Raw genomic sequence first — 23684 nt, 5'->3', positions numbered from 1 at the left:
CGCCGGAAAGGTCGGGTAGCGGCGCCGCGGCATCGCCGGCGGCGCCGCGATTCAGCCGTGCGCCACCGCGCGCCGGGCAGCGGCCACGATACGCTCCACGCTGGGCAGGTACTTCATCTCCAGGCGGAACAGCGGGATGTGCGTATCCCAGCCGGTGACGCGTTCGACCGGGGCGAGCAGGTCGTACATAGACTGCTCGGCCAGGCGCGCGGCGATCTCGGCGCCGAAACCGGCGGTGCGCGGGGCTTCCTGCACGATCACGCAGCGGCCGGTGCGCGAGACCGATTCGGCGATGGTGTCGAAGTCCAGGGGGCGCAGGGTGGCCACGTCCACCACCTCGGCGCTGATGCCGTCCTTCGCCAGCGCGTCGGCCGCCTCCAGCGCCTCCTTCACCTGCGCGCCCCACGCGACCAGGGTGACATCGGTGCCTTCGCGCAGGACGAAGCACACGTCCAGCGGCAACGCCTCGCCGTCGTTGGCGACCAGTTCCTTGTACTGGCGGTAGAGCCGCTTGGGCTCCATGTAGATCACCGGATCCGGGTCGCGGATCGCGGCCAGCAGCAGGCCGTAGGCGCGCTGCGGCGAGGACGGCATGACCACGCGCAGGCCCGGCACGTTGGTGAAGATCGCCTCGTTGGCCTCGCTGTGGTGCTCGGGCGCGCGGATCCCGCCGCCCCACGGCACGCGCAGCACCATCGGGCAGTGCATGCGGCCGCGGGTGCGGTTGCGCAGGCGCGCGGCATGGCAGATCAGGTGGTCGACCATCGGGTAGACGAAGCCGTCGAACTGCGCCTCGGCCACCGGCTTCATGCCCTGCGCGGCCAGGCCGACCGACAGGCCGGCGATGGTGGTCTCGTCCAGCGGGGTGTCCAGCACGCGCTGCGCGCCGAAGGTCTGCTGCAGGCCGGCGGTGGCGCGGAACACGCCGCCGTTCACGCCCACGTCCTCGCCCAGGACCAGCACCGACGGATCGTGTTCCAGCTCCCAGGCCAGGGCCTGGGTGATCGCTTCGATCAGGGTGATCGGAGCGGCGGTCGGGGTCGCGGTCATCGGCTGTCCTCCGCGGATGGCGTCGTTCGATGCGGCGGCATCGCCGTGGGCGGCGTTGTGGGCGTCGCGCGAGGGCGAACGGATGTCATCCATGGCGCTGCTCCAGGGCCACCGCGGCCGCGCGCTGGGCCAGCAGCTCCGGCGGCGGATCGGCGTAAAGGTAGTCGAACATCGCCTCCACCGGCTGTACCGGCGTGGCCAGGTACGCGTCGACCTCGATGTTCACCAGGCGGTCGCATTCCTGCTTCCAGGCCGCTTCCTCGGCCTCGCTCCACGCGCCCTGCGCGGTCAGCCAGGTCCGCAGGCGGGTCATCGGCTCGCGTTCCCACGCGGCCTTGACCTCGGCGTCGTCGCGGTAGCGGCGCGCGTCGTCGGCGGTGGTGTGGTCGGACAGGCGGTAGGTCATGAACTCGATCACGCTGCCGCCCTGGCCGCTGCGCGCGCGTTCGCTGGCGATGCGCATCGCCTCGAGGACGGCGACCAGGTCGTTGCCGTCCACCTGCAGGCAGAACAGGCCGCCGGCGATGCCCTTCTGCGCCAGGGTCTGCGCGCCGGTTTGCGCCGAACGCGGCACCGAGATCGCCCAGCCGTTGTTGACCACGCCCAGCACCAGCGGCAGCTCGTAGGCGCCGGCCGAGTTCAGCGCGGCGTAGAAATCGGTCTTGGAGGTGCCGCCGTCGCCGCAGGTGGCGACCGCCATGTGCGGCTCGCCGCGCAGCTTGAACGCCAGCGCCGCGCCGGCCGCGTGCAGGCACTGGGTCGAGATCGGCACGCAGAACGGGAAATCGTGGCGCGCGCCGCCTTCCTGGAAGTCGTTGCCGCGCTCGTCGCCGCCCCAGTACAGCAGCACCTCGCGCGGGCGCACGCCGCGCATGAACAGCACGCCGTACTCGCGGTAGCTGGGCGCGTAGACGTCGCCCTCGGCCATCGCCGCGCCAATGCCGACGTGGGTGGCCTCGTGGCCCAGGCAGGGCGCGTAGGTGCCGAGCTTGCCGGTGCGCTGCAGGGCGATCGCCTTGGTGTCGAAGGCGCGCACGAACAGCATCTGCTTGAACAGCGGCACCAGCGTGGCCGGATCACGCAGCGCGACGGGGAACTCGCGGACCGGTCGCCCGTCCGCGCCCAGGTATTGCAGGTAGTCGATCTGGAAGCTTGCGGCTTGGGTCATTGCGTGTGCGGGCGTGGGCCCGAATGCGGTGCAGGAAAGTTGCATATGGTACGGAATGCCCGGAGAAAACCCGCCGTGCAGCGCAACAACGCTTGTTTTCCCAATACTTGCGCCGGGCCGTTCAGCCAGGTACGGACGCATGACAGCGGTGGCCAGACGCCCCCCGGCCACGCTGGGTTACCCTTGCGGCCCCCCGTGTCCCCGCCACCTGCCGATGACCCTCGACAAGAACCAGCGTCCGCTCGAACCGGGCATCCACACCGACCTGCAGGGGCGGATGACCTATGCCGGTTACCTGCACCTGGAGCGCCTGCTCTCGGCGCAGCAGCCGCTGTCCGACCCGCCGCACCACGACGAGATGCTGTTCATCGTCCAGCACCAGGTCTCGGAGCTGTGGCTGAAGCTGCTGATGCACGAACTGCATGCCGCGCGCGAATTCCTCAAGGCCGACCAGGTCTGGCAGTGCCGCAAGGTGCTGGCGCGCAGCAAGCAGGTGCTGCGCCAGCTGACCGAACAGTGGTCGGTGCTGGAGACGCTGACGCCGTCCGAATACATGGGCTTCCGCCACCTGCTGGGGCCCTCGTCGGGCTTCCAGTCGCTGCAGTACCGGGCGGTGGAGTTCCTGCTCGGCAACAAGAACCCCGGCATGGTCAAGGTGTTCGCCCACGACCCGGACGGCCAGGCGGCGCTGCGCGCCGAGCTGGAACTGCCCAGCCTGTACGAGGAATTCCTGCGCTACCTGGCCCGCTTCGGCCATCCGATCCCGGCTGCCTACCTGGACCCGGGCCGCGACTGGAGCGCCGCGCACGTCTCCGACCCGGTGCTGCGGCCGGTGTTCGAGCGGATCTACGAGGACACCGACCGCTACTGGCGCGAGTACTCGTTGTGCGAGGACCTGGTCGACCTGGAGACCCAGTTCCAGCTCTGGCGCTTCCGGCACATGCGCACGGTCATGCGGATCATCGGCTTCAAGCGCGGCACCGGCGGATCCAGCGGCGTGGGCTTCCTCAAGGATGCGCTGGAGCTGACCTTCTTCCCCGAGCTGTTCGAGGTGCGGACGAGCATCGGTCCGGCCTGAACCGGGCTCACTGCACGGGCCCCGCAGGGCCCGCACGGGGCTGGCCGGCCCGCCCACGGGCCGACCGGGGACTGGGAGGCGCCCGTTCGTTGCGGACGCAAGTGGCTGCCAGGCAAGGGAAAAACCGGCTTGCGGGGGCGGGGTGCGCGGCGCACTCGCATTGACGCCCGGCGCCGTCGTCGGTGATTCTCGGCCCACTCCGGGGGCGACGCCCCTTTGTATCCCATCAGTACGCAAGGATCTTCATGAGCGCCGACGTCGTCGAGCCCAAGGTCGCGGCCCCGCCCGCGCCGCCGCCCACCCTGCCCGAGTTCGCCCAGGTCATGGGCCATCCGCGTCCGCTGTGGATGCTGTTCATGACCGAGTTCTGGGAGCGCTTCGCCTTCTACGGCATGCGCTGGGCCCTGGCCCTGTACATCGTCGCCCAGTTCCACGGCGGCGACAGCGCCGGCGAGGCGCCGGCGAGCATGCTCTACGGCGCCTACCTGGCGCTGGTCTACGCCGCGGCGATCTTCGGCGGCTACGTCGCCGACAAACTGATCGGCTACCAGCGATCGATCCTGGTCGGCGCCGCGTTCATGGCCGCCGGCCTGTTCCTGATCACCCTGCCCAGCGAGGCGATGCTCAAGCTCGGCCTGGCCACGGTGATCGTCGGCAACGGCATGTTCAAGCCGATCATCTCCACCGTGGTCGGCAAGCTCTACGCCACCGGCGACGGCCGCCGCGACTCGGGCTTCACCATCTTCTACATGGGCATCAACCTGGGCGCGTTCATCGCCCCGATCCTGACCGGCCTGCTCGCCGACAAGGTGTTCGGCACGCCGGAGATGCCGTCGTACAAGGTCGTGTTCATCGCCTCGGGCATCGGCATGGTGCTGAGCCTGGTGTGGTTCTGGTTCGGCCGCGGCCAGCTCAAGGGCATCGGCGCGGCTACCGGCGCGATGGCCGGCACCGGCCGGCTGCTGCTGGTGGTGCTCGGCGCGATGCTGGCGGTGCCCGGGTTCTACTTCCTGCTGACCATCGATGCCGGGGTCCTGAACTGGATCCTGATCGCGCTGTTCGTCGCGCCGGCGCTGATGCTGCTGGTGGAGGGCATGCGCGAGGGCGCGGTGCAGCGCGACATGGTGATCGCCATGCTGATCATCTTCGGCTTCAACGTGCTGTTCTGGATGTTCTTCGAACAGGCCGGCAGCTCGTTCAACTTCCTGGCCCAGAACATCGTCAACCGCGACCTGTGGGGCTGGGAGTTCCCGGTCGGCTGGTTCCAGTCGGTGAACTCGATCGCGATCATCACCCTGGCCCCGATCATGGCCTGGATCTGGGTGAAGATGGGCTCGAAGAACCCCTCGATCCCGCGCAAGTTCGGCCTGGGCCTGATCTTCAACGGCCTGGCGTTCCTGCTGCTGATGTTCGCCCTGTCCAGCCTGGTCGACCCGCAGTCGCTGAAGATCCCGTTCTGGACCCTGTTCATGGTCTACGTGATCCAGTCGGTGGGCGAGCTGTGCCTGTCGCCGATCGGCCTGTCGATGACCACCAAGCTGGCGCCGGTGCGCCTGACCGGCCTGGCGATGGGCGGCTGGTTCCTGTCGATCGCCATCGGCAACAACCTCTCGGGCATCTTCGCCTCCAGCGTCAGCGGCGAGGGCGGCATGACCGTGGCCTCGGCGCATGCCGGCTACACCTTCGGCTTCTGGGCGCTGCTGGGCTCGGGCGTGCTGCTGTTCCTGCTGGCGCCGCTGGTCAACCGGCTCATGCACGGGGTCAAGTGAGCATGGCGGACCTGCGTGGCGGTACCGGCATGGCTTCCGCGCTGGCGCTGCTAGTGGTGGCGTTCCTGTCCGCATGCAGCGGGCAGGAGCCGCCGGCGACGTCCGGGCCGCCGCTGCCGGTGGACACCACTCCGCAGAAGCCGCCGGTGGCCGACGTCCGCGAGCCGGTCGCCTCCGGCAACACGCGCGCGGCGGCCGACATCGCCGCGATCGCCGCGCTCGGCGCGTCGTTCGACCCGAACCGCAGCGCCGCCAACGACCTGGAAACTGCGAAGGTCGAAGCCAAGCGCGGCGGCAAGCGCATCGTGCTGGAACTGGGCGACGCGGCCTGCGCCGAGTGCGCGGTGCTCGACGAGCGCATCGAGGGCGAAGCCCCGTTGCGCCACCGGCGCGACGCCGGCTTCATCTGGGTCAAGGTCGATCGCAGCGCGCCGGGCAACGTCGCGTTCCTGGCCGCCTACCCGGGCAGCGCCGAGGCCCACGCACCGCACCTGCTGGTGCTGGATGCCGACGGCCAGGTCCTGCACGCGCAGTCAGGCCACGACCTGCTGCGCAAGGGCAAGCCGGACCGTCGCCGGATCGAGGCATTCCTGGAGGAGTGGGCGCCGCCGGAGGCGCCCGCGCAGCCCTGATCCGCGACAGGCGGGCGGAGCACCGGCCTGCATGGACGTGGCGCGTGGCAACGCGCCCGTCCTGGTCCCTCAACCCTCCCGGTGAATCCCCGGACTACGGCGGCGGGCGTCAGCCGCCGTCGCGCAGGGCCGCCAGGCCCGGGCCGGAGAGCTTGCGCAGCAGGCGGTCGAGCATGGCCTTCTCCTCGTCGTCGAGGGTGGCGACCAGCCGTTGCTCGCAGCCCAGCGCCATCGGCGCGATCTCGTCGTAGACCGAATAGCCCACCTCCGACAGCGCCAGCACCGAACGGCGCCGGTCGTCGCTGTGGATCTCGCGCTTGATCAGGCTCCGCTCCAGCAGGCGCGCCACCGCACGGCTGACGGCCACCTTGTCCATCGCGGTGCGGTCGGCGACCTCGTTGGCGGACAGGTCGGGGAAACGGCCCAGGACCGCCATCACCCGCCATTCGGTGATCGCCAGCCCGAACCGCTTCTGGTAGAGGTCGGCGATGGTCTGGCTAACCCGGTTGGAGAGCACGCTGAGGCGATAGGGCAGGAAGTTCTCCAGCTCCAGCTGGGCGTGGCGGGTGGCATCCGCGGCAGGCGCGGCACCGGTGGCGTCGGAAGCGTTCGGAACGGTCATTGCGGCAGGACACCTTGCTTATGGTTGCAGGAGTAACTATAAAAGGGGGTCGAAACGGACCGCTCCCCCGCGGGTGTTCAGGAAGCCATCATGAGCGCGCAATCGCAAGCCCTCCCCAGCACGTCGCCCGCCAACGCCGGCATGGCCGTGAGCCAGTTCGAGAACCCGATGGGGATCGACGGCTTCGAATTCGTCGAATTCGCCGCCCCGGCCGGGCAGGCGCACCAGCTGCACGACTATTTCCGCAAGCTCGGCTTCGTCCAGGTCGCGCGGCACAAGACCCGTCCGATCAGCACCTACCGCCAGGGCGACTGCACGTTCCTGATCAACGAGGATCCGGACTCCTTCGCCGCGCGCTTCGCGCAGCAGCACGGACCCAGCGCCTGCGGCTTCGCCATCCGGGTGAAGAAGCTGGCCGACTGGGCGCGCACCCAGGCGCTGAAGAACGGCGCCGAGGCTTTCGACGGTCGCGACGAACTGAGCAAGGCGGTGGCCGCGCCGGTGATCAAGGGGATCGGCGACTGCATGCTCTACATCGTCGACCGCTACGACGACAAGGGCACCATCCATGACCCGGACTACGAATACCTGCCGGGCGTGGAGCTGATGCCCAAGGGTTTCGGCCTGACCTTCATCGACCACCTGACCCACAACCTGTACCACGGCAACATGGCCAAGTGGGCCGACTACTACGAGCGGCTGTTCAACTTCCGCGAGATCCGCTACTTCGACATCAAGGGCGCCAAGACCGGCCTGCTGTCCAAGGCGATGACCGCGCCCGACGGCATGGTCCGGATCCCCCTCAACGAATCCTCCGACCCGAAGTCGCAGATCAACGAATACCTCGATGCCTACGGCGGCGAGGGCATCCAGCACATCGCCTGCTTCACCGACGACATCTACGTGACGGTGGAGAAGATGCGCGAGGCCGGCGTCGAGTTCCTCGACACGCCCGACACCTACTTCGACGTGATCGACCAGCGCATCCCGGACAATGGCGAGGACGTGGAGCGGCTGCGCCGCAACAAGATCCTGATCGACGCCGACCCGGAGACCAAGCAGCGCAAGCTGCTGCAGATATTCACCCAGAACGCGATCGGCCCGATCTTCTTCGAGATCATCCAGCGCAAGGGCAACGAAGGGTTCGGCGAAGGCAACTTCCAGGCCCTGTTCGAAAGCATCGAACGCGACCAGATGCGCCGCGGCGTGCTCTGACCCGGCCGATGGCCCGGCGTGCGACGGCGGGAGGGCCGGGCGCGCGCCGGGTGCGCCCCCACCGCAAGGACGAGATCGAGATGAGCACCGACCGTTCCGCCTACATGACCGGCTTCGGCAACGAATTCGCCACCGAAGCGCTGCCCGGCACGCTGCCGGTCGGGCAGAACTCGCCGCAGCGCGTGGCCCACGGGCTGTACGCCGAGCAGCTGTCCGGCAGCGCGTTCACCGCGCCGCGCGGGCAGAACCGGCGCAGCTGGCTGTACCGGATCCGGCCGGCGGCGATGCACGGGACCTTTTCCCCGTTCGCGCAGCCGCGGTTCCACAACGACTTCGGCGACGGCCCGGTGACCCCGGACCAGTTGCGCTGGGATCCGCTGCCGCTGCCATCCACCTCCGTCGATTTCGTCGAAGGCCTGTACACGATGGCGGGCAACGGGTCGCCGGCCGCGCAGCAGGGCGTGGGCATCCACCTGTACGCCGCCGACCGCGACATGGCCGGCCGCTTCTTCTACGACGCCGATGGCGAGCTGTTGCTGGTGCCGCAGCTGGGCCGGCTGCGCATCGCCACCGAGCTCGGCGTGCTGGACGTCGAGCCGCAGCAGGTCGCGGTGGTGCCGCGCGGGATCCGCTTCCGCGTCGAACTGCCCGATGGTCCTTCGCGCGGTTACGTGCTGGAGAACTTCGGCGCGCCGTTGCGGCTCCCGGAGCTGGGACCGATCGGCGCCAATGGCCTGGCCAACCCGCGCGATTTCGAGACGCCGGTGGCGGCCTACGAGGATGTCGAGGGCCGGTTCGAGCTGGTGGCGAAGTTCCAGGGGCACCTGTGGCGCGCCGACATCGGCCACAGCCCGCTGGACGTGGTCGCCTGGCACGGCAACTACGCGCCGTACCGCTACGACCTGCGCCGCTTCAACGCGATCGGCTCGATCAGCTTCGACCACCCCGATCCGTCGATCTTCACCGTGCTGACCGCGCCCAGCGACACCCCGGGCACGGCCAACGTCGACTTCGCGATCTTCCCGCCGCGCTGGCTGGTGGCGCAGCACACCTTCCGGCCGCCCTGGTTCCACCGCAACGTGGCCAGCGAGTTCATGGGCCTGGTGCACGGCGCCTACGACGCCAAGGCGGAGGGCTTCGTGCCCGGCGGCGCATCGCTGCACAACTGCATGAGCGGGCACGGCCCGGACGCGGCCACCTTCGACAAGGCGTCGGCCGCCGACCTGTCCCGGCCCGACGTGATCGCCGACACCATGGCCTTCATGTTCGAGACCCGCGCGGTGATACGGCCTTGCGCCCAGGCGCTGGCGGCCGGGCACCGGCAGCGCGGTTACCAGGGCTGCTGGGCCGGCCTGCGGCGCAACTTCCAGCCACCGGCGTAACGGCCGGACGGCGCGGGGAAGGGGCCTCCTGCAGGCAGGCACCCTACCGCCCACGGCCGTGCCGTCGAGGCGCGCCCGGAACAGGCGCGCGCTTGCCGGAGCCTTCGCCCGGCGTTGACGCAGCGCCTGCCAACCTCGCCGCCGTCGTCCACGCAGGGGAAACCGATGTCGTCCAGGATGCTCGATGCCTGCCTCCTGACCTTCGCATTGCTGCTGGTCTCGTGCGCGCAGGCGCCGGGCGACGCGGCGCAATCGGCCGTCGTGCACGAGGCCGGGGTGGATCCGGCCCTGGATGCGCCGCAGGAAGAGGTGCCCCCGGCCACCGTGCCCGGCGCGGCCAGGGCGCTGGCGCCGTTGGCCGCCGACTTCTCCGGGTTCGGACCGGTTCCGTTCGGCAGCGACGCGCAGGCGTTGCGGCTGGCGTGGGGTGGGCCGCTGGAGGGCGGCGGCGAGGCGCAGGGCGACGCGGACGCGTGCCACTACCTGTTCCCGCAACCGCGGCCGGCGCACGGTTACGGCACCGGCTTCATGGTCGAGGGCGGCCGCTTCGTGCGCGTGGACGTGGACGATCCGGCCGCCACCGCGCCGGGCGGCGGGCGCATCGGCATGGCCGCCAGCGAGATCGCAGCAATGTACCCGGGGCGGATCGAGGAGCGCCCGCACAAGTACGTGGACGGGGCGAAGTACCTGCGGGTGACCCGCGACGGCAGCGAGGCGGTGCTGCTGTTCGAAACCGACGCGCAGGGCCGGGTCGAGGAATGGCGCATCGGCCTGCCGCCGCAGGTCGACTACGTCGAAGGCTGCGGCTGATCCTGCCCGCGGCGGCCTGGTGCCGGCATAGAATCAGCGCGGGACTCGGGAGGGTATGGCGATGGCGGAAGCGTTGGGACTGTTCGCGCTCGGCCTGCTGCTGCTGGCGCTGGGTGGGGATTCGGTGGTCAAGGGGGTGTCTGGCTTGGCCCAGCACCTGGGCGTGCGGCCATTCGTGGCCGGGCTCCTGCTGGTCGCGTTCGGCACGTCGGTGCCGGAGCTGGCGGTCAACGCACGCGCGGTGTTCGAGGGGCAATCGCACCTGGCCCTGGGCAATGCCGTCGGCAGCAACGTGGTCAACCTCGGCCTGACCCTGGGCCTGGCCGCGCTGGCGGCGCCGCTGCTGCTGCGCGCCCGCATGGGCGTCCCGCTGCTGGTGCTGCTGGCGGTGGCCACGTTCGCGCTGATGGCGTTCGGGCTCGACGGCTACGTCAACCGCATCGAGGGGGCAGTGCTGCTGCTGGGCTTCGTCGCCAGCACCGCGTTCCTGTTGCGGCAGGGACGCCGCGAGGCGGACGAAGTGCAGGCGGAGATCGCCGCCTTCGCCACCACCCGCACCGGGCTGGGCCTGAATCTGTTCCGGCTCGCCATCGCGATCGCGCTGCTGTGGTTCGGCGCGCGCTGGGTGGTCGACGGCGGCCTCGGCCTCGGCCAGGCGCTCGGCATGACTCCGCTGATGGCCGGCCTGCTGCCGGTGGCCATCGGCACGGCGCTGCCGGAGGTCGCGGCCGCGATCGCCGCGGCGCGGCGCGGGCAGGGCGACATGGTCGCCGGCCACGTCATCGGCTCGAGCCTGTTCAACCTGCTGGCGATCGTCGGCGGCATGGCGGTGCTGCAGCCGCTGGCGCTGCCTGCCTCGTTCGTCCGGTTCGAGCTGCCGGCGGTGCTGGTGCTGACCCTGCTGGTCTATCCGCTGCTGCGCAGCGGCCGCCGGATCAGCCAGCAGGAAGGCGGGATCCTCTGCCTGGCCTTCCTGGCCTGGGTGGTGCTGGAACTGCTGCTGTTCCTGTAGGAGCGCTGCCGTTTTTCAGGGGCATGTTCATCGGCGACACGGGCGTCGGGACTACGGTTCCGTCGCCTGTGCCGACGGTGTCGGGTCGCCCATGAGGATGGGCTCCTACAAGGAGCCTGCGTCCCCGTCGTTCTCCGCATCCATCCCCGGCTGCCGCGGCGGCTCGGCCATGTGCAGCGACAGCGCGGCCTTGGCCATCAGGTGCGCGCTGATCGGCGCGGTGATGAACAGGAACGCGGTGATCAGCAGTTCGCGCGGCTGCGGATCGGTATCGGAGAACCAGTGGTAGCCGACCGAGGCCAGCAGCACGCAGCCGACGCCCAGCGTGCTGGCCTTGGTCGGTGCGTGCAGGCGCTTGAAGAACTCCGACAGCTTCACCAGGCCGAGCGATCCGACCAGGATGAAGAAACAGCTGGAGGCCAGCAGCAGCACCAGCGCGATGGCGACCAGCCAGCTCATTCGACGATGTCCCGGCGCATCACGTACTTGCTCAATACGACGGTACCGACGAAGCCGAGCATGGCGATGACCAGCGCGGCCTCGAAGTAGACCGCGGTGCCCAGGTGCATGCCGAACAGCACCAGCAGGGCGATGGCGCACACGAACATCGTGTCCAGGGCGAGGATCCGGTCGGGGACGCTGGGTCCCTTCAACAGCCGGTACAGCGCCAGCAGCAGTGCCACGCCGACCACGTGCATCGAGCCGACCACGGCCCAGGCCACCAGCGCGTGCGGGGTCACGGGAAGATCTCCATCAGCGGCGCCTCGTAGCGGGTCTTGATCTGGCGCACCACCCGGTCGGCGTCGTCCAGGTTGAGCACGTGCACCAGCAGGTAGCGGCGGTCGTCGGACAGCGCCGACGACACCGTGCCCGGGGTCAGGGTGATGATGCTGGTCAAGGCGGCGATGCCGTGGATGTTGGCGATGTCCAGCGGCACCCAGATGAAGCCGGGGCGGATCTTCGCCTCCGGGCCGAGCACCTGCAGCGCGACGGTGACGTTCGACCGCACGATGTCCAGCAGCAGGATGCCCAGCATCCGCGGTGCCCCGCGCAGGTTGCCGATGCGGGCGAACTCGCGGTCCAGGCGCGCGGCGAACGGGGGGATCAGCAGGGCCAGCACCAGGGCCATGAGCACGTGGCCGCGGGTGACCTGGTCGTTCATCAGCAGCCAGAAGCAGAACACCGCCGCCGCCAGCGGCAGCGACGGCAGCCAGCGCTTGCGCCATTCGGAGAAGCGTTTCGTCGCCATGCTCAGGGCTCCCTCAGCGCCGGCGTCGCCGCGCGCACCTGCTGCACGTAGTCGCCGGGGGACTGCAGCTGGGCGGCGGTGGCGCGGGTGTAATCCAGCAGCGGCGCGGCGGCGACCACCATGGCGATGCCGTACGCGAGCAGCAGGACCGTGGCCGCGGTCTCGAGCGGGCGGCCCGGGGCTGCGCGCATCTCGTCCAGCGGGGTGTAGGCGGCCAGCCGTTCCGGCGAGGCATCCGGCCACGGCTCCACGCGCCAGAACAGGCGCGTGCCGGCGCGGGCCAGGCCGACGATCATCATGAAGCTGCTGCCCAGCACCAGCGCCCATACCCATGCCGTGGAGGCGCCGGACGGCACCGCCTCGAGCAGCAGCAGCTTGCCGATGAAGCCGGACAGCGGCGGCAGCCCGGCCAGCGAGACCGCCGTGACCAGGAACAGCACGCCCGGGATCATGCGGCCCGGCAATGCGGCCACCAGGTCCTTGCGGTCGCCCGCGCTGCCACGCCGGCGGCGGATCAGGTCGGCGAGCAGGAACAGCGCCGCGCCGGCGAACGTGCTGTGCACGAGGTAATACAGGCCGGCCGCGATCGTGCCGGTGGTGGACAGGGCGAAGGCCAGGAACAGCGTCGCCGCCGAACCCAGCACCAGGTAGGCGGCCAGCGAGCGCAGCTGGCGCGATGCCAGCACGCCGAGCGCGGACAGGGTCAGCGTGACCCCGCCCAGCGCCAGCAGCGCCGGCCAGGCGAAGCCCTCCAACGCCCCCGCCGCGCCGAAACTCAGCATCGCCACCCGCAATACCGCGTACAGGCCGACCTTGGTCATCACCGCGAACAGCGCGGCGACGGCCGCCGGGGCATGGGTGTAGGTCTGCGGCAGCCAGAAGTACATGGGCAGCAGCGCGGCCTTGGCGCAGAACACCACCACCAGCAGGCCGGCCGCCGACTGGACCAGCGCCAGGTCCTGCGGCGGGGCCTGGGCCACGCGCAGCGCCATCTCGGCCATGTTCAGCGTGCCCAGCAGGCCGTACAGCAGCCCCAGTGCGATCAGGAACAATGCCGAGGCGGCGATGTTGAAGGCGACGTAGTGCAGCCCCGCGCGCATGCGCTCGCCGCGTCCACCGCTGAGCATCAGCCCATAGGAGGCGATCAGCAGCACCTCGAAGAACACGAACAGGTTGAACGCGTCGCCGGTGAGGAAGGCGCCATTGAGGCCCATCATCTGGAACTGGAAGAACGCGTGGAAATGCGGCGCGCGCCGGTCCCAGCCGGCGCAGGCGTGCAGCAGGCTGGCCGCGCCGAGCAGCTGGCCGACCAGCAGCATCAACGCGGAGAGGCGGTCCACCATCAGCACGATGCCCAGCCGCGCCGGCCAGTCGCCGACCAGGTAGACCGGGATCCGGCCGCTGGAGGCTTCGATGGCCAACGCCACCGACACCCCCAGCATCACCGCCATCGAGATCCAGGCCACGATCCGCTGCGGCGCCATGCCGAAGCGGCGGTTCTCGAAGAACAGGACCAGCGCCGCGGCGAACAGCGGCACCAGGACCGGCAGCAGCGGCAGGTGGGTCATGCGCCACCCGCCTTGGCGCCAGCCTCGGCCGCCTGCGCCGCGGTCCGCGCTTCCTCGCGTGCTTCCTCGTGGCGGCGCTGCTCGGCCAGCAGGAACTCGCGCTCGGCGCGACTGCCGTCGACGTGGTCGCTGTCGTTGTCGGCGCGGCTGCGGATGGCGACCACGATGCTGACCGCGGTCATGGCGAAGGCGATCACGATCGCGGTCAGCACCAGCGCCTGCGGCAGCGGATCGCTGTAGTGCGACAGGGTAGGCGTCACCCCGTCGCGCAGCACCGGGGGCTTGCCCGCCACCAGCCGGCCGCCGGCGAAGATCAGCAGGTTGGTCGCGTACGAGAGCAGGGTCAGGCCCAGGATCACGTCGAAACTGCGCGCGCGCAGCAGCAGGTACACCCCGGCCGCGGTGAGGATGCCGATCGCGCTCGCCATCGCCAGCTCCATCAGGACGCCTCCATCAGATCTCTCCCGTCCGGGTCGAACGCTGGCCCGGCTCGATCACGCCCAGGTGCGCGACCCGGGTGCGCGAAGGCTTGATCGTGCCCAGCATGGACAGGATCAGCATCGCCCCGCCGAACACCACCAGGTAGACGCCGGTATCAAAGCCGATCGCACTGGCCAGTGGCACCTTGCCGACCCATGGCACGTCGAGGTCGACGTGGCCGCTGGTCAGGAACTCGACATCGAACAGGAGCGAGGCCGCGCCGCTGATCCCGGCCACGATCAGGCCCACGCCAATGCAGCGGATGTAATCGAAGCCGAAGCGCGACTCGACCGACGCCGCGCCCTGGATCACGTACTGGGTCAGCAGCGGCACCGCCAGCACCAGGCCGGCGATGAAGCCGCCGCCCGGCGCGTTGTGGCCGCGCAGGAACAGGAACACCGAGACGGTCAGGGTGAGCGGGAACATCAGCTGGGCCAGGTCGGCCGGCACCGGCAGCTTCACCGGCGGCCCGGCCATCACCTTCTCCGGCGCCAGCCGCGCCCGGCGCAGCAGGGCATGCACGATCAGCGCGGCGATCCCGAACACGGTGATCTCACCGAAGGTGTCGAAGCCGCGGAAGTCCACCAGGATGACGTTGACCACGTTGCGGCCGTAGGCCTCCGGCAGCGAGCGGGCCAGCATCTCGAGGCTCGCTGGTTCACCCACCGGTCGGGTCATGACCGCATAGGAGAGCAGGCCGATGCCCAGGCCGGCGGCCAGCGCCACGGCCACGTCGCGGACCCGGCGCCGCGGTGCGCGCTCGGGTGGCGATCGCGGCGGCAGGTAGTGCAGGCCCAGCAGCAGCAAGGCGAGGCTTACCATCTCCACCAGCAGCTGGGTGAGGGCCAGGTCGGGCGCGGACAGGAACACGAACACCAGGCTGACCATCAGGCCCGCGCCGCCCAGCACGATCAGCGCCAGCAGGCGCTGCCGGTACGTGCGCACCGTGTACAGCGCGCAGGCCACCAGTACCAGCCACAGCAGCCAGCCCAGCAGCGGCATCGGCTGCGGCGCGCGCAGCACCAGCGGCGCATGGCTGCCGGACAGGAACGGCGCGGCGCCGGCCGCCAGCGCCGCCAGTACCAGCCAGACCAGGCTGCGCTGCAGGCTGCCGTTGGCTACCCCCGAGGTGAAGCGCCCGGCCAGTGCGTACAGCGCCTCCATGTTCCAGCGGAATGCGCGCCTTCCCAGCGAGTGGCGCACGATCGCGTGCAGGTCGAACAGCCGGCGCAGGCCGAAGTAGAGCGCGATGCCGCCGAAGGTGCCGGCCAGGCTCATCATCAGCGGCTTGTTGAAGCCATGCCAGATCGCCAGACTGTAGTTGGGCAGCGCGTCGCCCAGGATCGCACCCGCGCCGGCGTGCAGCACTGGGGCGACGGTCAGTGCCGGCGCCACGCCGACCGCCACGCACAGCACCACCAGCACCTCGACCGGGATCTTCATCCAGCGGGGCGGTTCGTGCGGCATGTGGTCCAGTGCGCGCGGCCCGCTGCCGAAGAACGTCTCGTAGACGAAGCGCAGGCTGTAGGCCACGCCGAAGATGCCGTACAGCAGCGCGGCGATGTTGATGCCGATGCGCCACCAGTGGTGTCCGCCGATCTCCAGCGCCTCGGTGTAGAACATTTCCTTGGACAGGAAGCCGTTGAGCAGCGGGATGCCGGCCATCGCCAGCGACGCGGTGATGGCCAGTGCGCTGGTCATCGGCATCCAGCGGCGCAGGTTGCCGAGCCGGCGCATGTCGCGGGTGCCGGTCTCGTGGTCGATGATGCCCGCGGCCATGAACAGCGAGGCCTTGAACGTGGCGTGGTTGAGGATGTGGAACACGCCGGCCACCACCGCCATCGGCGTGGACAGCCCGAACAGCAGGGTGATCAGGCCCAGGTGCGAGATGGTCGAGTAGGCCAGCAGGCCCTTGAGGTCGTGCTGGAAGATCGCGTGCCACGCGCCCAGCAGCAGGGTGGTGGCGCCGATGCCGGTGACCACGTAGAAGAACAGGTCGGTGCCGGCCAGCGCCGGGTGCAGCCGCGCCAGCAGGAACACGCCGGCCTTCACCATCGTGGCCGAGTGCAGGTAGGCCGACACCGGGGTCGGCGCGGCCATCGCGTGCGGCAGCCAGAAGTGCAGCGGGAACTGAGCGCTCTTGGTGAACACGCCGGCCAGCACCAGGCCAAGCGCCCACGGGTAGAGCCCGCTGGCGCGGATCAGGTCGCCCGAGGCCAGCACCACGTCCAGGTCGTAGCTGCCGACGATGCGCCCGATCAGCAGCACGCCGCCGAGCAGCGCCAGGCCCCCGCCGCCGGTGATCGCCAGGGCCATGCGCGCGCCCTCGCGCGCGTCCTGGCGCTTGTACCAGAAGCCGATCAGCAAAAAGGAGCTGATGCTGGTCAGCTCCCAGAACACCAGCAGCAGCAGCAGGTTGCCCGCGATCACCACGCCCAGCATCGAGCCCATGAAGAACAGCAGGCAGCCGAAGAAGCGCGGCGCACTGTCCTCCTCGGCCAGGTAGTAGTGCGCGTACATCACCACCAGCGCGCCGATCGCCAGCACCAGGCCGGCGAACATCCATGCGAATCCGTCCAGGCGCAGGTCGAAATCCAGGCCGATCTGCGGGATCCAAGCGTGGTCGGCGCGCAGGATCCAGCCCTGCATCACCGCCGGCGTGGCCCAGGCCAGCACCAGCAGGCCCAGCAGCGGCGCCGCGGCGGCCACCCACGCGACCTGCCCGCGCGGCCGCGCGCGCAGGAACACCATCGCCACGGCGGCCAGGAACGGCAGCGCGAGCAGGATTTCCAGGAAGGGGATCATCCGCGAACAGGATCGATCTGCGTGGAACAGGTTCGAGTGTAGCAGCCGGTTCCACGACGCCGTAACCGGTGTAGCACCGGAACGCACCATGTCCCGGGCTACGCGTCGGGCATCCATCGCGCGTGCCCGGTCGTGCACCCTGCCGGCGCGGCGCGCCCGCCGGTACTTCGCGGCCGTCGTGGATGTGCGGCCACCCGCGAGCCGTCGCCGGGCACGCCCGCCTGCGCCGGACAGGGGATGCCTCGATCCCGCTATCCTGTCGCGCATGCAGGCCTCCGCACTTCGATGACGACTCCTGGCCATCCGCCGCGCGCGCTGCTGCACGGCGCCAGTGGGCAGATCGGCCGGCGCGTGCTGGCCGACCTGCGCGCGCGCGGCTGGCGGGTGGTGGCGCTGTCGCGCGAGGAGCGGCCGGCGATGGCCGGCGTGGAATGGCGGCGCGGCGTGTTGCCCGATTCCGCCGGTCCCGGCGACGGCTTCGACGCGATCATCAGCTGCGGTCCACTGGACCTGTTCTCGCACTGGTATGCCCGCACGCCCACCGGCGATGCGCGCGTGGTCGCCTTCGGTTCGACCAGCGTCCACGTCAAGGCCGACTCCTCCGATCCCGGCGAACGCGACGTCGCCGCGCGGCTGCGCCTGGCCGAAACGCGACTGGCCGATGCCGCGCCCGCGCGCGGCGCGGCGGCCACGCTGTTGCGTCCGACCCTGGTCTACGGCGCCGGCAGCGACCGCAACCTGACCCGCATCGCCGCGCTCGCGCGCCGGCATGGCTTCTTCATCCTGCCGCACGATGCGCGCGGGCTGCGCCAGCCGGTGCACGTGGACGACCTGGCGGCGGCGGCGGTGGCGGCGCTGTCGTTGCGCGGGCCCGGCCTGCGCGCCTACGACCTGCCCGGGGGCGAAACCCTGGCCTACCGCGAGATGGTCGCGCGGGTGCTGGCCGCGCTGCAGCCACCGCCGCGGCTGCTGGTGCTGCCAGGACCGGTGTTCGCGCTGGCCGCGCGGCTGGCGCGCGTCACCGGCCTGCACGATGCCGGCGCGGCGGTACTGGCGCGCATGCGCCAGGACCTGGCATTCGATGCCGGCCCGGCGCGCGAAGCGCTGGGCTACGCGCCCCGCCCGTTCCTGCCCGACGCGGCGATGTTCGACGCGCCGCCGCGCTGAGCCAGCGGATGCCGCTCAGTACCTCCAGCCCAGGCGGCGGTACAGCTTGGCCAGCACCCAGGCCGGGCCGATCAGCAGGTAGACCAGGTCGGTCAGGAAGCTGGGCTTGCGGCCCTCGAACTTGTGGCCGATGAACTGCGCGATCCAGGCGACGACGAACACGGTCACTGCCGACCACAGCAAGGCCGGCAGGCCGAAGCGCGTTTCGATCAGCCGGCACAGGCAGCCGCAGACGAAGAACGCCGCCAGCATGCCCAGTCCCAGGCTGCGCGAGAGCCGGTAATAGAACATCCACGCGAAGAACATGGCCAGGGCGGCCCAGATGCCGGTCTTCATCCAGGTGCCGAAGGTCGGGATGCACCAGATCAGGGCCACCACCGACCACAGGATCGCCGGCACCGCGACCACGTGGATGCGCTGGTTCAGTGCGTTGCGGTGGTCGTCGGAATAGCTGGCGAAGTAGCGGTCGATCGGCCGCTGCAGGGTTGCGTCCATCCCACACCCCTCCCGGGGACTCTGTGCGCTCGGGTATGGAGCATAGCGCGGGCGTCGGGACCCCGGGAGCCTCGGGTAGGGCCGGGCTTGCCCGGCTGCCCGCCGCCCGGATGCCGCCACTCAGTCGATGTCGATCCCGGCCAGCTTCTGCAGCGCCTCGGCGTAGCGGGCCCGGGTGCGCTCGATCACCCAGGCCGGCAGCGACGGACCCGGCGGGGTCTTGTCCCAGTCCAGCGTCTCCAGGTAGTCGCGCACGATCTGCTTGTCGTAGCTGGGCGGGCTGGTGCCGACCTGGTACTCGTCGGCCGGCCAGTAGCGCGAGGAGTCCGGGGTCAGCATCTCGTCCATGATGTACAGGCGGCCGTCGGCGTCGGTGCCGAACTCGAACTTGGTGTCGGCCAGCAGGATGCCGCGCTCGGCCGCATAGGCGGCGGCGAAGCGGTACAGGCGCAGGGTCGCATCGCGCACGCGCTCGGCCAGCTCGCCGCCGACCGTTCGCACCATCGCATCGAAATCGATGTTTTCGTCGTGGTCGCCGACGGCCGCCTTGGTCGAGGGGGTGAAGATCGGCTCGGGCAGCTGTTCGGCCTGGCGCAGGCCGTCGGGCAGGGCGATCCCGCTGACCTGGCCGGTGCGCTGGTAGTCCTTCCAGCCGCTGCCGATCAGGTAGCCGCGGGCGATGGCCTCCACCGGCACCGGCTTGAGCTTGCGCGTCACCACCGCGCGCCGGGCGTACAGCGCCGGGTCCACGCCCCCGGGCAGCACCGCGGCGACATCTATGCCGGTCAGATGGTTGGGGATCAGGTGGGCGGTCTTGCCGAACCAGAAATTGGAGATCTGGCAGAGCATCTCGCCCTTGCCGGGGATCGGGTCGGGCAGGACCACGTCGAATGCCGACAGGCGGTCGGTCGCCACCATCAGCAGGAACTCGCCGTCGTAGCCTTCGGCCGCGGCCAGCGCCGCGGCGGGGATGTTCCCGCGGGGGAGGTCGAAGACGTCGCGCACCTTGCCGCGGTGGCGCAGCGGCAGGCCGGGCAGGTCGGACTGGAGCAGGGTCGTGGACAACGCAGTCTCCGGGCAGGGCTCAGTGCGGGGCTCCCGGGGCCGCGCCGGCAGTGGAGCGCGCGGCGGCCGGCCGCACAGTGTACGGCGACCCGGGGCGGCTGTGCCGTAGAATTTGCGCTCCGCCCGCACGGTGCCGCCGTCGAATGAACCGCTGGTACGGAAAACTGCTGGGCCTGATCGCCGGCGCGCTGCTGTTCCGGCCCAACCCGCTGTTCGGCGCGGTGGTGGGCCTGCTGGTCGGCCATGCCTTCGACCGCGACTGGTTCCGCCTGCGCGCGCGGGAGAACCCGTACGCCGAGCTCGGCCTGACGGCCGAGGCCAGCGATGCGGAAATCGACCAGGCGTACCGCCGGCTGATGTCCCAGTACCACCCCGACAAGGTCGCCGGCGCCGCGCCGGAACTGCGCGACCAGGCCGAGAAGCGCGCACGCGCCATCAACGCCGCCTACGACCGCATCCGCACCCTGCGCCGGCGCTGAACCGCGCGCGGGCGCCATCCGATTCCCACCGCTTCCCCGAGCCGACCATGCAACCCACCGTCATCGCCCCGTCCATCCTCTCGGCCGACTTCGCCCGCCTGGGCGAGGAAGTGGACAACGTCCTCGCCGCCGGCGCCGACTGGGTCCACTTCGACGTGATGGACAACCATTACGTGCCCAACCTGACCATCGGCCCGATGGTCTGCCAGGCGCTGCGCAGGCATGGCGTCACCGCGCCGATCGACGTGCACCTGATGGTCGAGCCGGTGGACCGGATCGTGCCGGACTTCGCCGAGGCCGGCGCCAGCCTGATCAGCTTCCATCCCGAGGCCAGCCGCCACGTGCACCGCACCGTGCAGCTGATCCGGTCGCATGGCTGCCAGGCCGGCCTGGTCCTCAACCCGGCAACGCCGGTGGAAGTGCTGGACTGGGTGCTGGAGGACCTGGACATGGTCCTGCTGATGTCGGTCAACCCCGGCTTCGGCGGCCAGGCCTTCATCCCCTCGACGCTGGACAAGCTGCGGGCGGTGCGGGCGATGATCGACAAGACCGGCAAGCCGATCCGGCTGGAGATCGATGGCGGGGTCAAGGCGGACAACATCGGCGAGATCGCCGCCGCCGGCGCCGACACCTTCGTGGCCGGCTCGGCGATCTTCGGCGCGCCGCGCACGCGCGAGCACTACGCCGGCGTGGTGGGGAAGATGAAAGCGGCAGTGGACGCGGTCCGCGGCTGAGCAGGGCGGGCGCTTGCCGGCCGGCCGGCGACGCCTCCACGCGCCGCCGGCCCCTTCACCCACGTGGAGGCAATCCCGCCTCCGCCCGTCGTCCCTGCCATGGCCTTCGATGCTGGCCACCGCCGGTGACAGCATGATGACGCTGCATGCCAGCGCGGATGGGCCGCCGCCCGCGTTCCGGCCGCAGCCGGTTCACGCGTCCGCGCCATGGCGGTTGCTACGCTGCGCCGCCCTGCTCCGGAACCGCGCATGAGCGCTGCAGCCGAACCCGCCGTCTGCTGGCTGATCCTCAACGGCAAGTCCGCCGGCGACGACGCCGTACGCGAGGCGGTGGCGGAAATGCGTGGTCGCGGCCAGGCGCTGGCGGTGCGGGTGACCTGGGAAAGCGGCGATGCCGCGCGCTGGGTCGCCGACGCGATCGAAGCCGGCGCGTCCAGCGTGGTTGCCGCCGGCGGCGACGGCACGCTGAGCGAAGTGGCCGCCGCCCTGGCCGCGCACGACCTGCCGGCGGCGCGCCTGCCGGCGCTGGGCCTGCTGCCGCTGGGCACGGCCAACGACTTCGCCACGGCCGCCGGTGTTCCCCTGGATCCGATGCAAGCCCTGGCCCTGGCCGCTTCCGGCGCCGCCCATGCGCTCGACCTGCTGCGGATCGACGCCGATGGCCGGCGGCACTGGTGCGCCAACCTGGCCAGCGGTGGCTTCGGCACCGAGGTCACCGTGGAAACCGACGAAGGCCTGAAGAAGCTGCTCGGCGGCCTGGCCTACCTGGTCACCGGCATCGCCCGGCTGGGCCGGATCGAGCCGCTGCCGGTGCGCGTGCGCGGCCCGGACTTCGCGTGGGACGGCGGCCTGATCGCGCTGGGCCTGGGCAACGGGCGCCAGGCCGGCGGCGGGCAGGCGCTGTGCCCCGACGCGCTGGTCGACGACGGCCTGCTCGACCTCACCGTGATTCCGGAACTGTCCGGCGAGTTGCTGGCCACCGTCGGTACCCTGGTGAAGGAGGGCCAGCGCGCCGCGCTGGAGCGCAGCGCCGTGCGCGCGCGCCTGCCCTGGGTGGAGCTGGAGTCGGGCGAAGGCGCGATGACCCTCAACCTCGACGGCGAGCCGGTGCAGGCACGCCGGTTCCGGATCGAATGCGTGCCCGGTCGCGTGCGCATGCACCTGCCGGCGGACAGTCCGTTGCTGGGGCAACCGTCCGGGCGGCTGCGCGGCGACGGCCAATCCGGTTAAAGTTGCGGCCATGTTCGGCCAGACGACCAGGCTTTCCCTTGCTTCCGCGCGCCGGTGCCGGCGATGGCGGCCTTCAGCCGTCCTCGTCCCGCGCCACGCCCCGAATGCCCGCAAGGAATCCCGCCTTGGTCACGCCCGAACAGTTCCGGCAGCACGCTGCTGACGTCCACCGCTCCAGTCCCAATCCGCGTGTCCCCGTCGTCCGCGAGGTGCTGTCCGACCTGGACACGCCGCTGTCGGTCTACCTGAAACTCGCCGACGCCCCGCACACCTACCTGCTGGAATCGGTCGAGGGCGGCGAACGCTTCGGCCGCTATTCGATCATCGGCCTGCCCGCGCGCCGCACCGTCGCGTTCCGCGGCCAGCAGATGGAAGTGCGCGAGCACGGCCAGCTCGTGGAGCGGCGCGAGGTCGCCGATCCGTTCGCCGAGGTCGAGGCGCTGCGCGCGTCGTACTCGGTGCCCAGGCTGGAAGGCCTGCCCGGTTTCACCGGCGGCCTGGTGGGCTGGTTCGGCTTCGAATGCATCGGCTACATCGAGCCGCGCCTGGCCGGCGGCGACAAGCGCGACGAGCTCGGCACCCCGGACATCTACCTGATGCTGTCCGAAGAGCTGGCGGTGTTCGACAACCTCAAGGGCCGCCTGTACCTGGTGGTGCATGCCGATCCGCGCGATGCCGGCTCATGGGATGCCGCGCAGGCGCGGCTGGACGGGCTGGTCGACAAGCTGCGCCAGCCGGGCAGCTACCCGGTACCGCTGAGCCGCGACGTGCTCGACGAGAGCCACTTCGTGTCCGGCTTCACCCGCGAGGGTTTCATCGAGGCGGTGGAGAAGTCCAAGGAATACATCCGCTCCGGCGACGTGTTCCAGGTCGTGCTGAGCCAGCGCCTGAGCGTGCCGTTCAACGCGCGGCCGGTGGACGTGTACCGCGCCCTGCGCGCGCTGAACCCGTCGCCCTACATGTACTTCCTCGATACCGGCGAGGTGCAGGTGGTCGGCTCCTCGCCCGAAATCCTGGTGCGCCAGCAGGGCGACGAGGTGACCGTGCGCCCGATCGCCGGCACCCGCCCGCGCGGCGCGACCCCGGCCGAGGACCTGGCGCTGGAACAGGACCTGCTGGCCGACCCCAAGGAGCGCGCCGAGCACCTGATGCTGATCGACCTCGGCCGCAATGATGTCGGCCGGGTGTCGGAAGCCGGCAGCGTGGAGGTGGGCGAGCGCTTCGTGATCGAGCGCTACAGCCACGTCATGCACATCGTCAGCGAGGTCACCGGCAAGCTGCTGCCGGGCCTGAGCTATGCCGACGTGCTGCGCGCGACCTTCCCGGCCGGCACGGTCAGCGGCGCGCCGAAGATCCGCGCGCTGGAAGTGATCCGCGAGCTGGAGCCGATCAAGCGCAATGTCTATGCCGGCAGCATCGGCTACATCGGCTGGCATGGCGACGCCGATACCGCGATCGCCATCCGCACGGCGGTGATCAAGGACGGCCGCCTGCACGTGCAGGCGGGCGCCGGCATCGTCTACGACTCCGACCCGCAGAAGGAATGGGACGAGACCATGAACAAGGGCCGCGCGCTGTTCCGCGCGGTGGCGCAGGCGGCGAAGGGGCTGTGAGGGGAATGCCATGCTGCTGATGATCGATAACTAGCATCGATGTCCGACGGGTTCCGAGCTA

At 70.6% G+C, this 23684-nt stretch carries 23 protein-coding genes; 12 read left to right on the top strand and 11 right to left on the bottom strand.

Annotated features, from left to right (window positions below; translation table 11 throughout):
• Positions 1-51 precede the first annotated feature (51 nt).
• The gene (locus CSC66_RS05290; RefSeq protein WP_162376347.1) at positions 52-1143 is read right to left on the bottom strand and encodes an alpha-ketoacid dehydrogenase subunit beta; all 1092 of its coding nucleotides are present in this window, start codon (positions 1141-1143) and stop codon (positions 52-54) included.
• Positions 1136-2218, bottom strand: coding sequence for a pyruvate dehydrogenase (acetyl-transferring) E1 component subunit alpha (gene pdhA, locus CSC66_RS05285; RefSeq protein ID WP_162376346.1), 1083 nt, complete (start codon positions 2216-2218; stop codon positions 1136-1138). The genes CSC66_RS05290 and pdhA overlap by 8 nt, the downstream gene beginning before the upstream one ends.
• Before the next feature lie 214 nt (positions 2219-2432).
• On the opposite strand from pdhA, the gene CSC66_RS05280 reads away from it, so the two are divergent.
• The 3 genes from CSC66_RS05280 (at position 2433) to CSC66_RS05270 (ending at position 5697) form a co-directional block, all read left to right on the top strand.
• Positions 2433-3296: a tryptophan 2,3-dioxygenase gene (locus tag CSC66_RS05280; protein ID WP_162376345.1), complete on the top strand. Its 864-nt coding sequence runs from the start codon at positions 2433-2435 to the stop codon at positions 3294-3296.
• Between the two features lie 245 nt (positions 3297-3541).
• Complete coding sequence (locus tag CSC66_RS05275; protein ID WP_162376344.1) at positions 3542-5065, top strand: peptide MFS transporter; 1524 nt, start codon at positions 3542-3544, stop codon at positions 5063-5065.
• Between the two features lie 2 nt (positions 5066-5067).
• Complete coding sequence (locus tag CSC66_RS05270; RefSeq protein ID WP_162376343.1) at positions 5068-5697, top strand: thioredoxin family protein; 630 nt, start codon at positions 5068-5070, stop codon at positions 5695-5697.
• A 109-nt stretch (positions 5698-5806) separates the two neighbouring features.
• Here the strand turns inward: CSC66_RS05270 and CSC66_RS05265 are convergent, their stop codons facing one another.
• Entirely contained in the window at positions 5807-6319 is a 513-nt protein-coding gene (locus CSC66_RS05265) for a MarR family winged helix-turn-helix transcriptional regulator (protein ID WP_162376342.1), read from the bottom strand.
• Between the two features lie 90 nt (positions 6320-6409).
• On the opposite strand from CSC66_RS05265, the gene hppD reads away from it, so the two are divergent.
• The 4 genes from hppD to CSC66_RS05245 all read left to right on the top strand — a co-directional run bounded on the left by hppD (position 6410) and on the right by CSC66_RS05245 (position 10738).
• Entirely contained in the window at positions 6410-7534 is a 1125-nt protein-coding gene (hppD, locus tag CSC66_RS05260; protein ID WP_162376341.1) for a 4-hydroxyphenylpyruvate dioxygenase, read from the top strand.
• Between the two features lie 80 nt (positions 7535-7614).
• Positions 7615-8916: a homogentisate 1,2-dioxygenase gene (gene hmgA / locus CSC66_RS05255; RefSeq protein WP_162376340.1), complete on the top strand. Its 1302-nt coding sequence runs from the start codon at positions 7615-7617 to the stop codon at positions 8914-8916.
• Between the two features lie 165 nt (positions 8917-9081).
• A complete protein-coding gene (locus CSC66_RS05250; RefSeq protein ID WP_162376339.1) occupies positions 9082-9726 on the top strand; it encodes a hypothetical protein in 645 nt (214 codons plus the stop codon).
• A gap of 61 nt (positions 9727-9787) precedes the next feature.
• The gene (locus CSC66_RS05245; RefSeq protein WP_162376338.1) at positions 9788-10738 is read left to right on the top strand and encodes a calcium/sodium antiporter; all 951 of its coding nucleotides are present in this window, start codon (positions 9788-9790) and stop codon (positions 10736-10738) included.
• 105 nt (positions 10739-10843) lie between these two features.
• Here the strand turns inward: CSC66_RS05245 and CSC66_RS05240 are convergent, their stop codons facing one another.
• Genes CSC66_RS05240 through CSC66_RS05215 form a run of 6 tightly spaced genes read right to left on the bottom strand, consistent with a single transcriptional unit; the run spans position 10844 to position 16837 of the window.
• On the bottom strand, positions 10844-11197 hold the full coding sequence (locus CSC66_RS05240; protein WP_162376337.1) for a Na+/H+ antiporter subunit G: 354 nt from the start codon (positions 11195-11197) through the stop codon (positions 10844-10846).
• Positions 11194-11436: a K+/H+ antiporter subunit F gene (locus CSC66_RS05235; protein ID WP_238394295.1), complete on the bottom strand. Its 243-nt coding sequence runs from the start codon at positions 11434-11436 to the stop codon at positions 11194-11196. Before CSC66_RS05235 ends, CSC66_RS05240 begins: the two co-directional genes overlap by 4 nt.
• Positions 11437-11474: 38 nt before the next feature.
• Positions 11475-11987: a Na+/H+ antiporter subunit E gene (locus CSC66_RS05230; RefSeq protein WP_162376335.1), complete on the bottom strand. Its 513-nt coding sequence runs from the start codon at positions 11985-11987 to the stop codon at positions 11475-11477.
• Positions 11988-11989: 2 nt separating this feature from the next.
• Complete coding sequence (locus tag CSC66_RS05225; protein WP_162376334.1) at positions 11990-13555, bottom strand: monovalent cation/H+ antiporter subunit D; 1566 nt, start codon at positions 13553-13555, stop codon at positions 11990-11992.
• A complete protein-coding gene (locus tag CSC66_RS05220; RefSeq protein ID WP_162376333.1) occupies positions 13552-13995 on the bottom strand; it encodes a Na+/H+ antiporter subunit C in 444 nt (147 codons plus the stop codon). Before CSC66_RS05220 ends, CSC66_RS05225 begins: the two co-directional genes overlap by 4 nt.
• A gap of 13 nt (positions 13996-14008) precedes the next feature.
• Positions 14009-16837, bottom strand: coding sequence for a monovalent cation/H+ antiporter subunit A (locus CSC66_RS05215; RefSeq protein WP_202935606.1), 2829 nt, complete (start codon positions 16835-16837; stop codon positions 14009-14011).
• Positions 16838-17125: 288 nt separating this feature from the next.
• On the opposite strand from CSC66_RS05215, the gene CSC66_RS05210 reads away from it, so the two are divergent.
• Complete coding sequence (locus CSC66_RS05210) at positions 17126-18007, top strand: SDR family oxidoreductase (RefSeq protein WP_162376331.1); 882 nt, start codon at positions 17126-17128, stop codon at positions 18005-18007.
• A gap of 15 nt (positions 18008-18022) precedes the next feature.
• Here the strand turns inward: CSC66_RS05210 and CSC66_RS05205 are convergent, their stop codons facing one another.
• Both CSC66_RS05205 and CSC66_RS05200 read right to left on the bottom strand, forming a co-directional pair.
• Entirely contained in the window at positions 18023-18502 is a 480-nt protein-coding gene (locus CSC66_RS05205) for an Mpo1 family 2-hydroxy fatty acid dioxygenase (protein ID WP_162376330.1), read from the bottom strand.
• 120 nt (positions 18503-18622) lie between these two features.
• Complete coding sequence (locus tag CSC66_RS05200) at positions 18623-19567, bottom strand: phosphoribosylaminoimidazolesuccinocarboxamide synthase (RefSeq protein WP_162376329.1); 945 nt, start codon at positions 19565-19567, stop codon at positions 18623-18625.
• Between the two features lie 143 nt (positions 19568-19710).
• On the opposite strand from CSC66_RS05200, the gene CSC66_RS05195 reads away from it, so the two are divergent.
• The 4 genes from CSC66_RS05195 (at position 19711) to trpE (ending at position 23623) form a co-directional block, all read left to right on the top strand.
• Positions 19711-20046 carry a J domain-containing protein gene (locus CSC66_RS05195; RefSeq protein WP_162376328.1) on the top strand — a complete coding sequence of 112 codons (336 nt, stop codon included), beginning with the start codon at positions 19711-19713 and terminating at the stop codon, positions 20044-20046.
• Positions 20047-20093: 47 nt separating this feature from the next.
• Positions 20094-20780, top strand: a complete 687-nt coding sequence (rpe, locus tag CSC66_RS05190; protein ID WP_162376327.1) for a ribulose-phosphate 3-epimerase — start codon at positions 20094-20096, stop codon at positions 20778-20780.
• Positions 20781-21029: 249 nt separating this feature from the next.
• Positions 21030-22010, top strand: a complete 981-nt coding sequence (yegS, locus tag CSC66_RS05185) for a lipid kinase YegS (RefSeq protein WP_162376326.1) — start codon at positions 21030-21032, stop codon at positions 22008-22010.
• Positions 22011-22135: 125 nt separating this feature from the next.
• Positions 22136-23623: an anthranilate synthase component I gene (trpE, locus tag CSC66_RS05180; protein ID WP_162376325.1), complete on the top strand. Its 1488-nt coding sequence runs from the start codon at positions 22136-22138 to the stop codon at positions 23621-23623.
• Positions 23624-23684 lie beyond the last annotated feature (61 nt).

The sequence above is a fragment of the Pseudoxanthomonas kaohsiungensis genome (genome assembly GCF_010211765.1).
Lineage (GTDB): Bacteria > Pseudomonadota > Gammaproteobacteria > Xanthomonadales > Xanthomonadaceae > Pseudoxanthomonas > Pseudoxanthomonas kaohsiungensis.
Note: the sequence above shows the minus strand (reverse complement) of the source record. Positions and strands in the feature narration are given on the sequence as shown.

Bases quoted from the DNA above. Each gene is read 5' to 3' on its own strand.
- CSC66_RS05290 (WP_162376347.1), bottom strand. From the start codon at position 1,143: ATGGATGACATCCGTTCGCCCTCGCGCGACGCCCACAACGCCGCCCAC.
- pdhA (WP_162376346.1), bottom strand. From the start codon at position 2,218: ATGACCCAAGCCGCAAGCTTCCAGATCGACTACCTGCAATACCTGGGC.
- CSC66_RS05280 (WP_162376345.1), top strand. From the start codon at position 2,433: ATGACCCTCGACAAGAACCAGCGTCCGCTCGAACCGGGCATCCACACC.
- CSC66_RS05275 (WP_162376344.1), top strand. From the start codon at position 3,542: ATGAGCGCCGACGTCGTCGAGCCCAAGGTCGCGGCCCCGCCCGCGCCG.
- CSC66_RS05270 (WP_162376343.1), top strand. From the start codon at position 5,068: ATGGCGGACCTGCGTGGCGGTACCGGCATGGCTTCCGCGCTGGCGCTG.
- CSC66_RS05265 (WP_162376342.1), bottom strand. From the start codon at position 6,319: ATGACCGTTCCGAACGCTTCCGACGCCACCGGTGCCGCGCCTGCCGCG.
- hppD (WP_162376341.1), top strand. From the start codon at position 6,410: ATGAGCGCGCAATCGCAAGCCCTCCCCAGCACGTCGCCCGCCAACGCC.
- hmgA (WP_162376340.1), top strand. From the start codon at position 7,615: ATGAGCACCGACCGTTCCGCCTACATGACCGGCTTCGGCAACGAATTC.
- CSC66_RS05250 (WP_162376339.1), top strand. From the start codon at position 9,082: ATGTCGTCCAGGATGCTCGATGCCTGCCTCCTGACCTTCGCATTGCTG.
- CSC66_RS05245 (WP_162376338.1), top strand. From the start codon at position 9,788: ATGGCGGAAGCGTTGGGACTGTTCGCGCTCGGCCTGCTGCTGCTGGCG.
- CSC66_RS05240 (WP_162376337.1), bottom strand. From the start codon at position 11,197: ATGAGCTGGCTGGTCGCCATCGCGCTGGTGCTGCTGCTGGCCTCCAGC.
- CSC66_RS05235 (WP_238394295.1), bottom strand. From the start codon at position 11,436: ATGCACGTGGTCGGCGTGGCACTGCTGCTGGCGCTGTACCGGCTGTTG.
- CSC66_RS05230 (WP_162376335.1), bottom strand. From the start codon at position 11,987: ATGGCGACGAAACGCTTCTCCGAATGGCGCAAGCGCTGGCTGCCGTCG.
- CSC66_RS05225 (WP_162376334.1), bottom strand. From the start codon at position 13,555: ATGACCCACCTGCCGCTGCTGCCGGTCCTGGTGCCGCTGTTCGCCGCG.
- CSC66_RS05220 (WP_162376333.1), bottom strand. From the start codon at position 13,995: ATGGAGCTGGCGATGGCGAGCGCGATCGGCATCCTCACCGCGGCCGGG.
- CSC66_RS05210 (WP_162376331.1), top strand. From the start codon at position 17,126: ATGACGACTCCTGGCCATCCGCCGCGCGCGCTGCTGCACGGCGCCAGT.
- CSC66_RS05205 (WP_162376330.1), bottom strand. From the start codon at position 18,502: ATGGACGCAACCCTGCAGCGGCCGATCGACCGCTACTTCGCCAGCTAT.
- CSC66_RS05195 (WP_162376328.1), top strand. From the start codon at position 19,711: ATGAACCGCTGGTACGGAAAACTGCTGGGCCTGATCGCCGGCGCGCTG.
- rpe (WP_162376327.1), top strand. From the start codon at position 20,094: ATGCAACCCACCGTCATCGCCCCGTCCATCCTCTCGGCCGACTTCGCC.
- yegS (WP_162376326.1), top strand. From the start codon at position 21,030: ATGAGCGCTGCAGCCGAACCCGCCGTCTGCTGGCTGATCCTCAACGGC.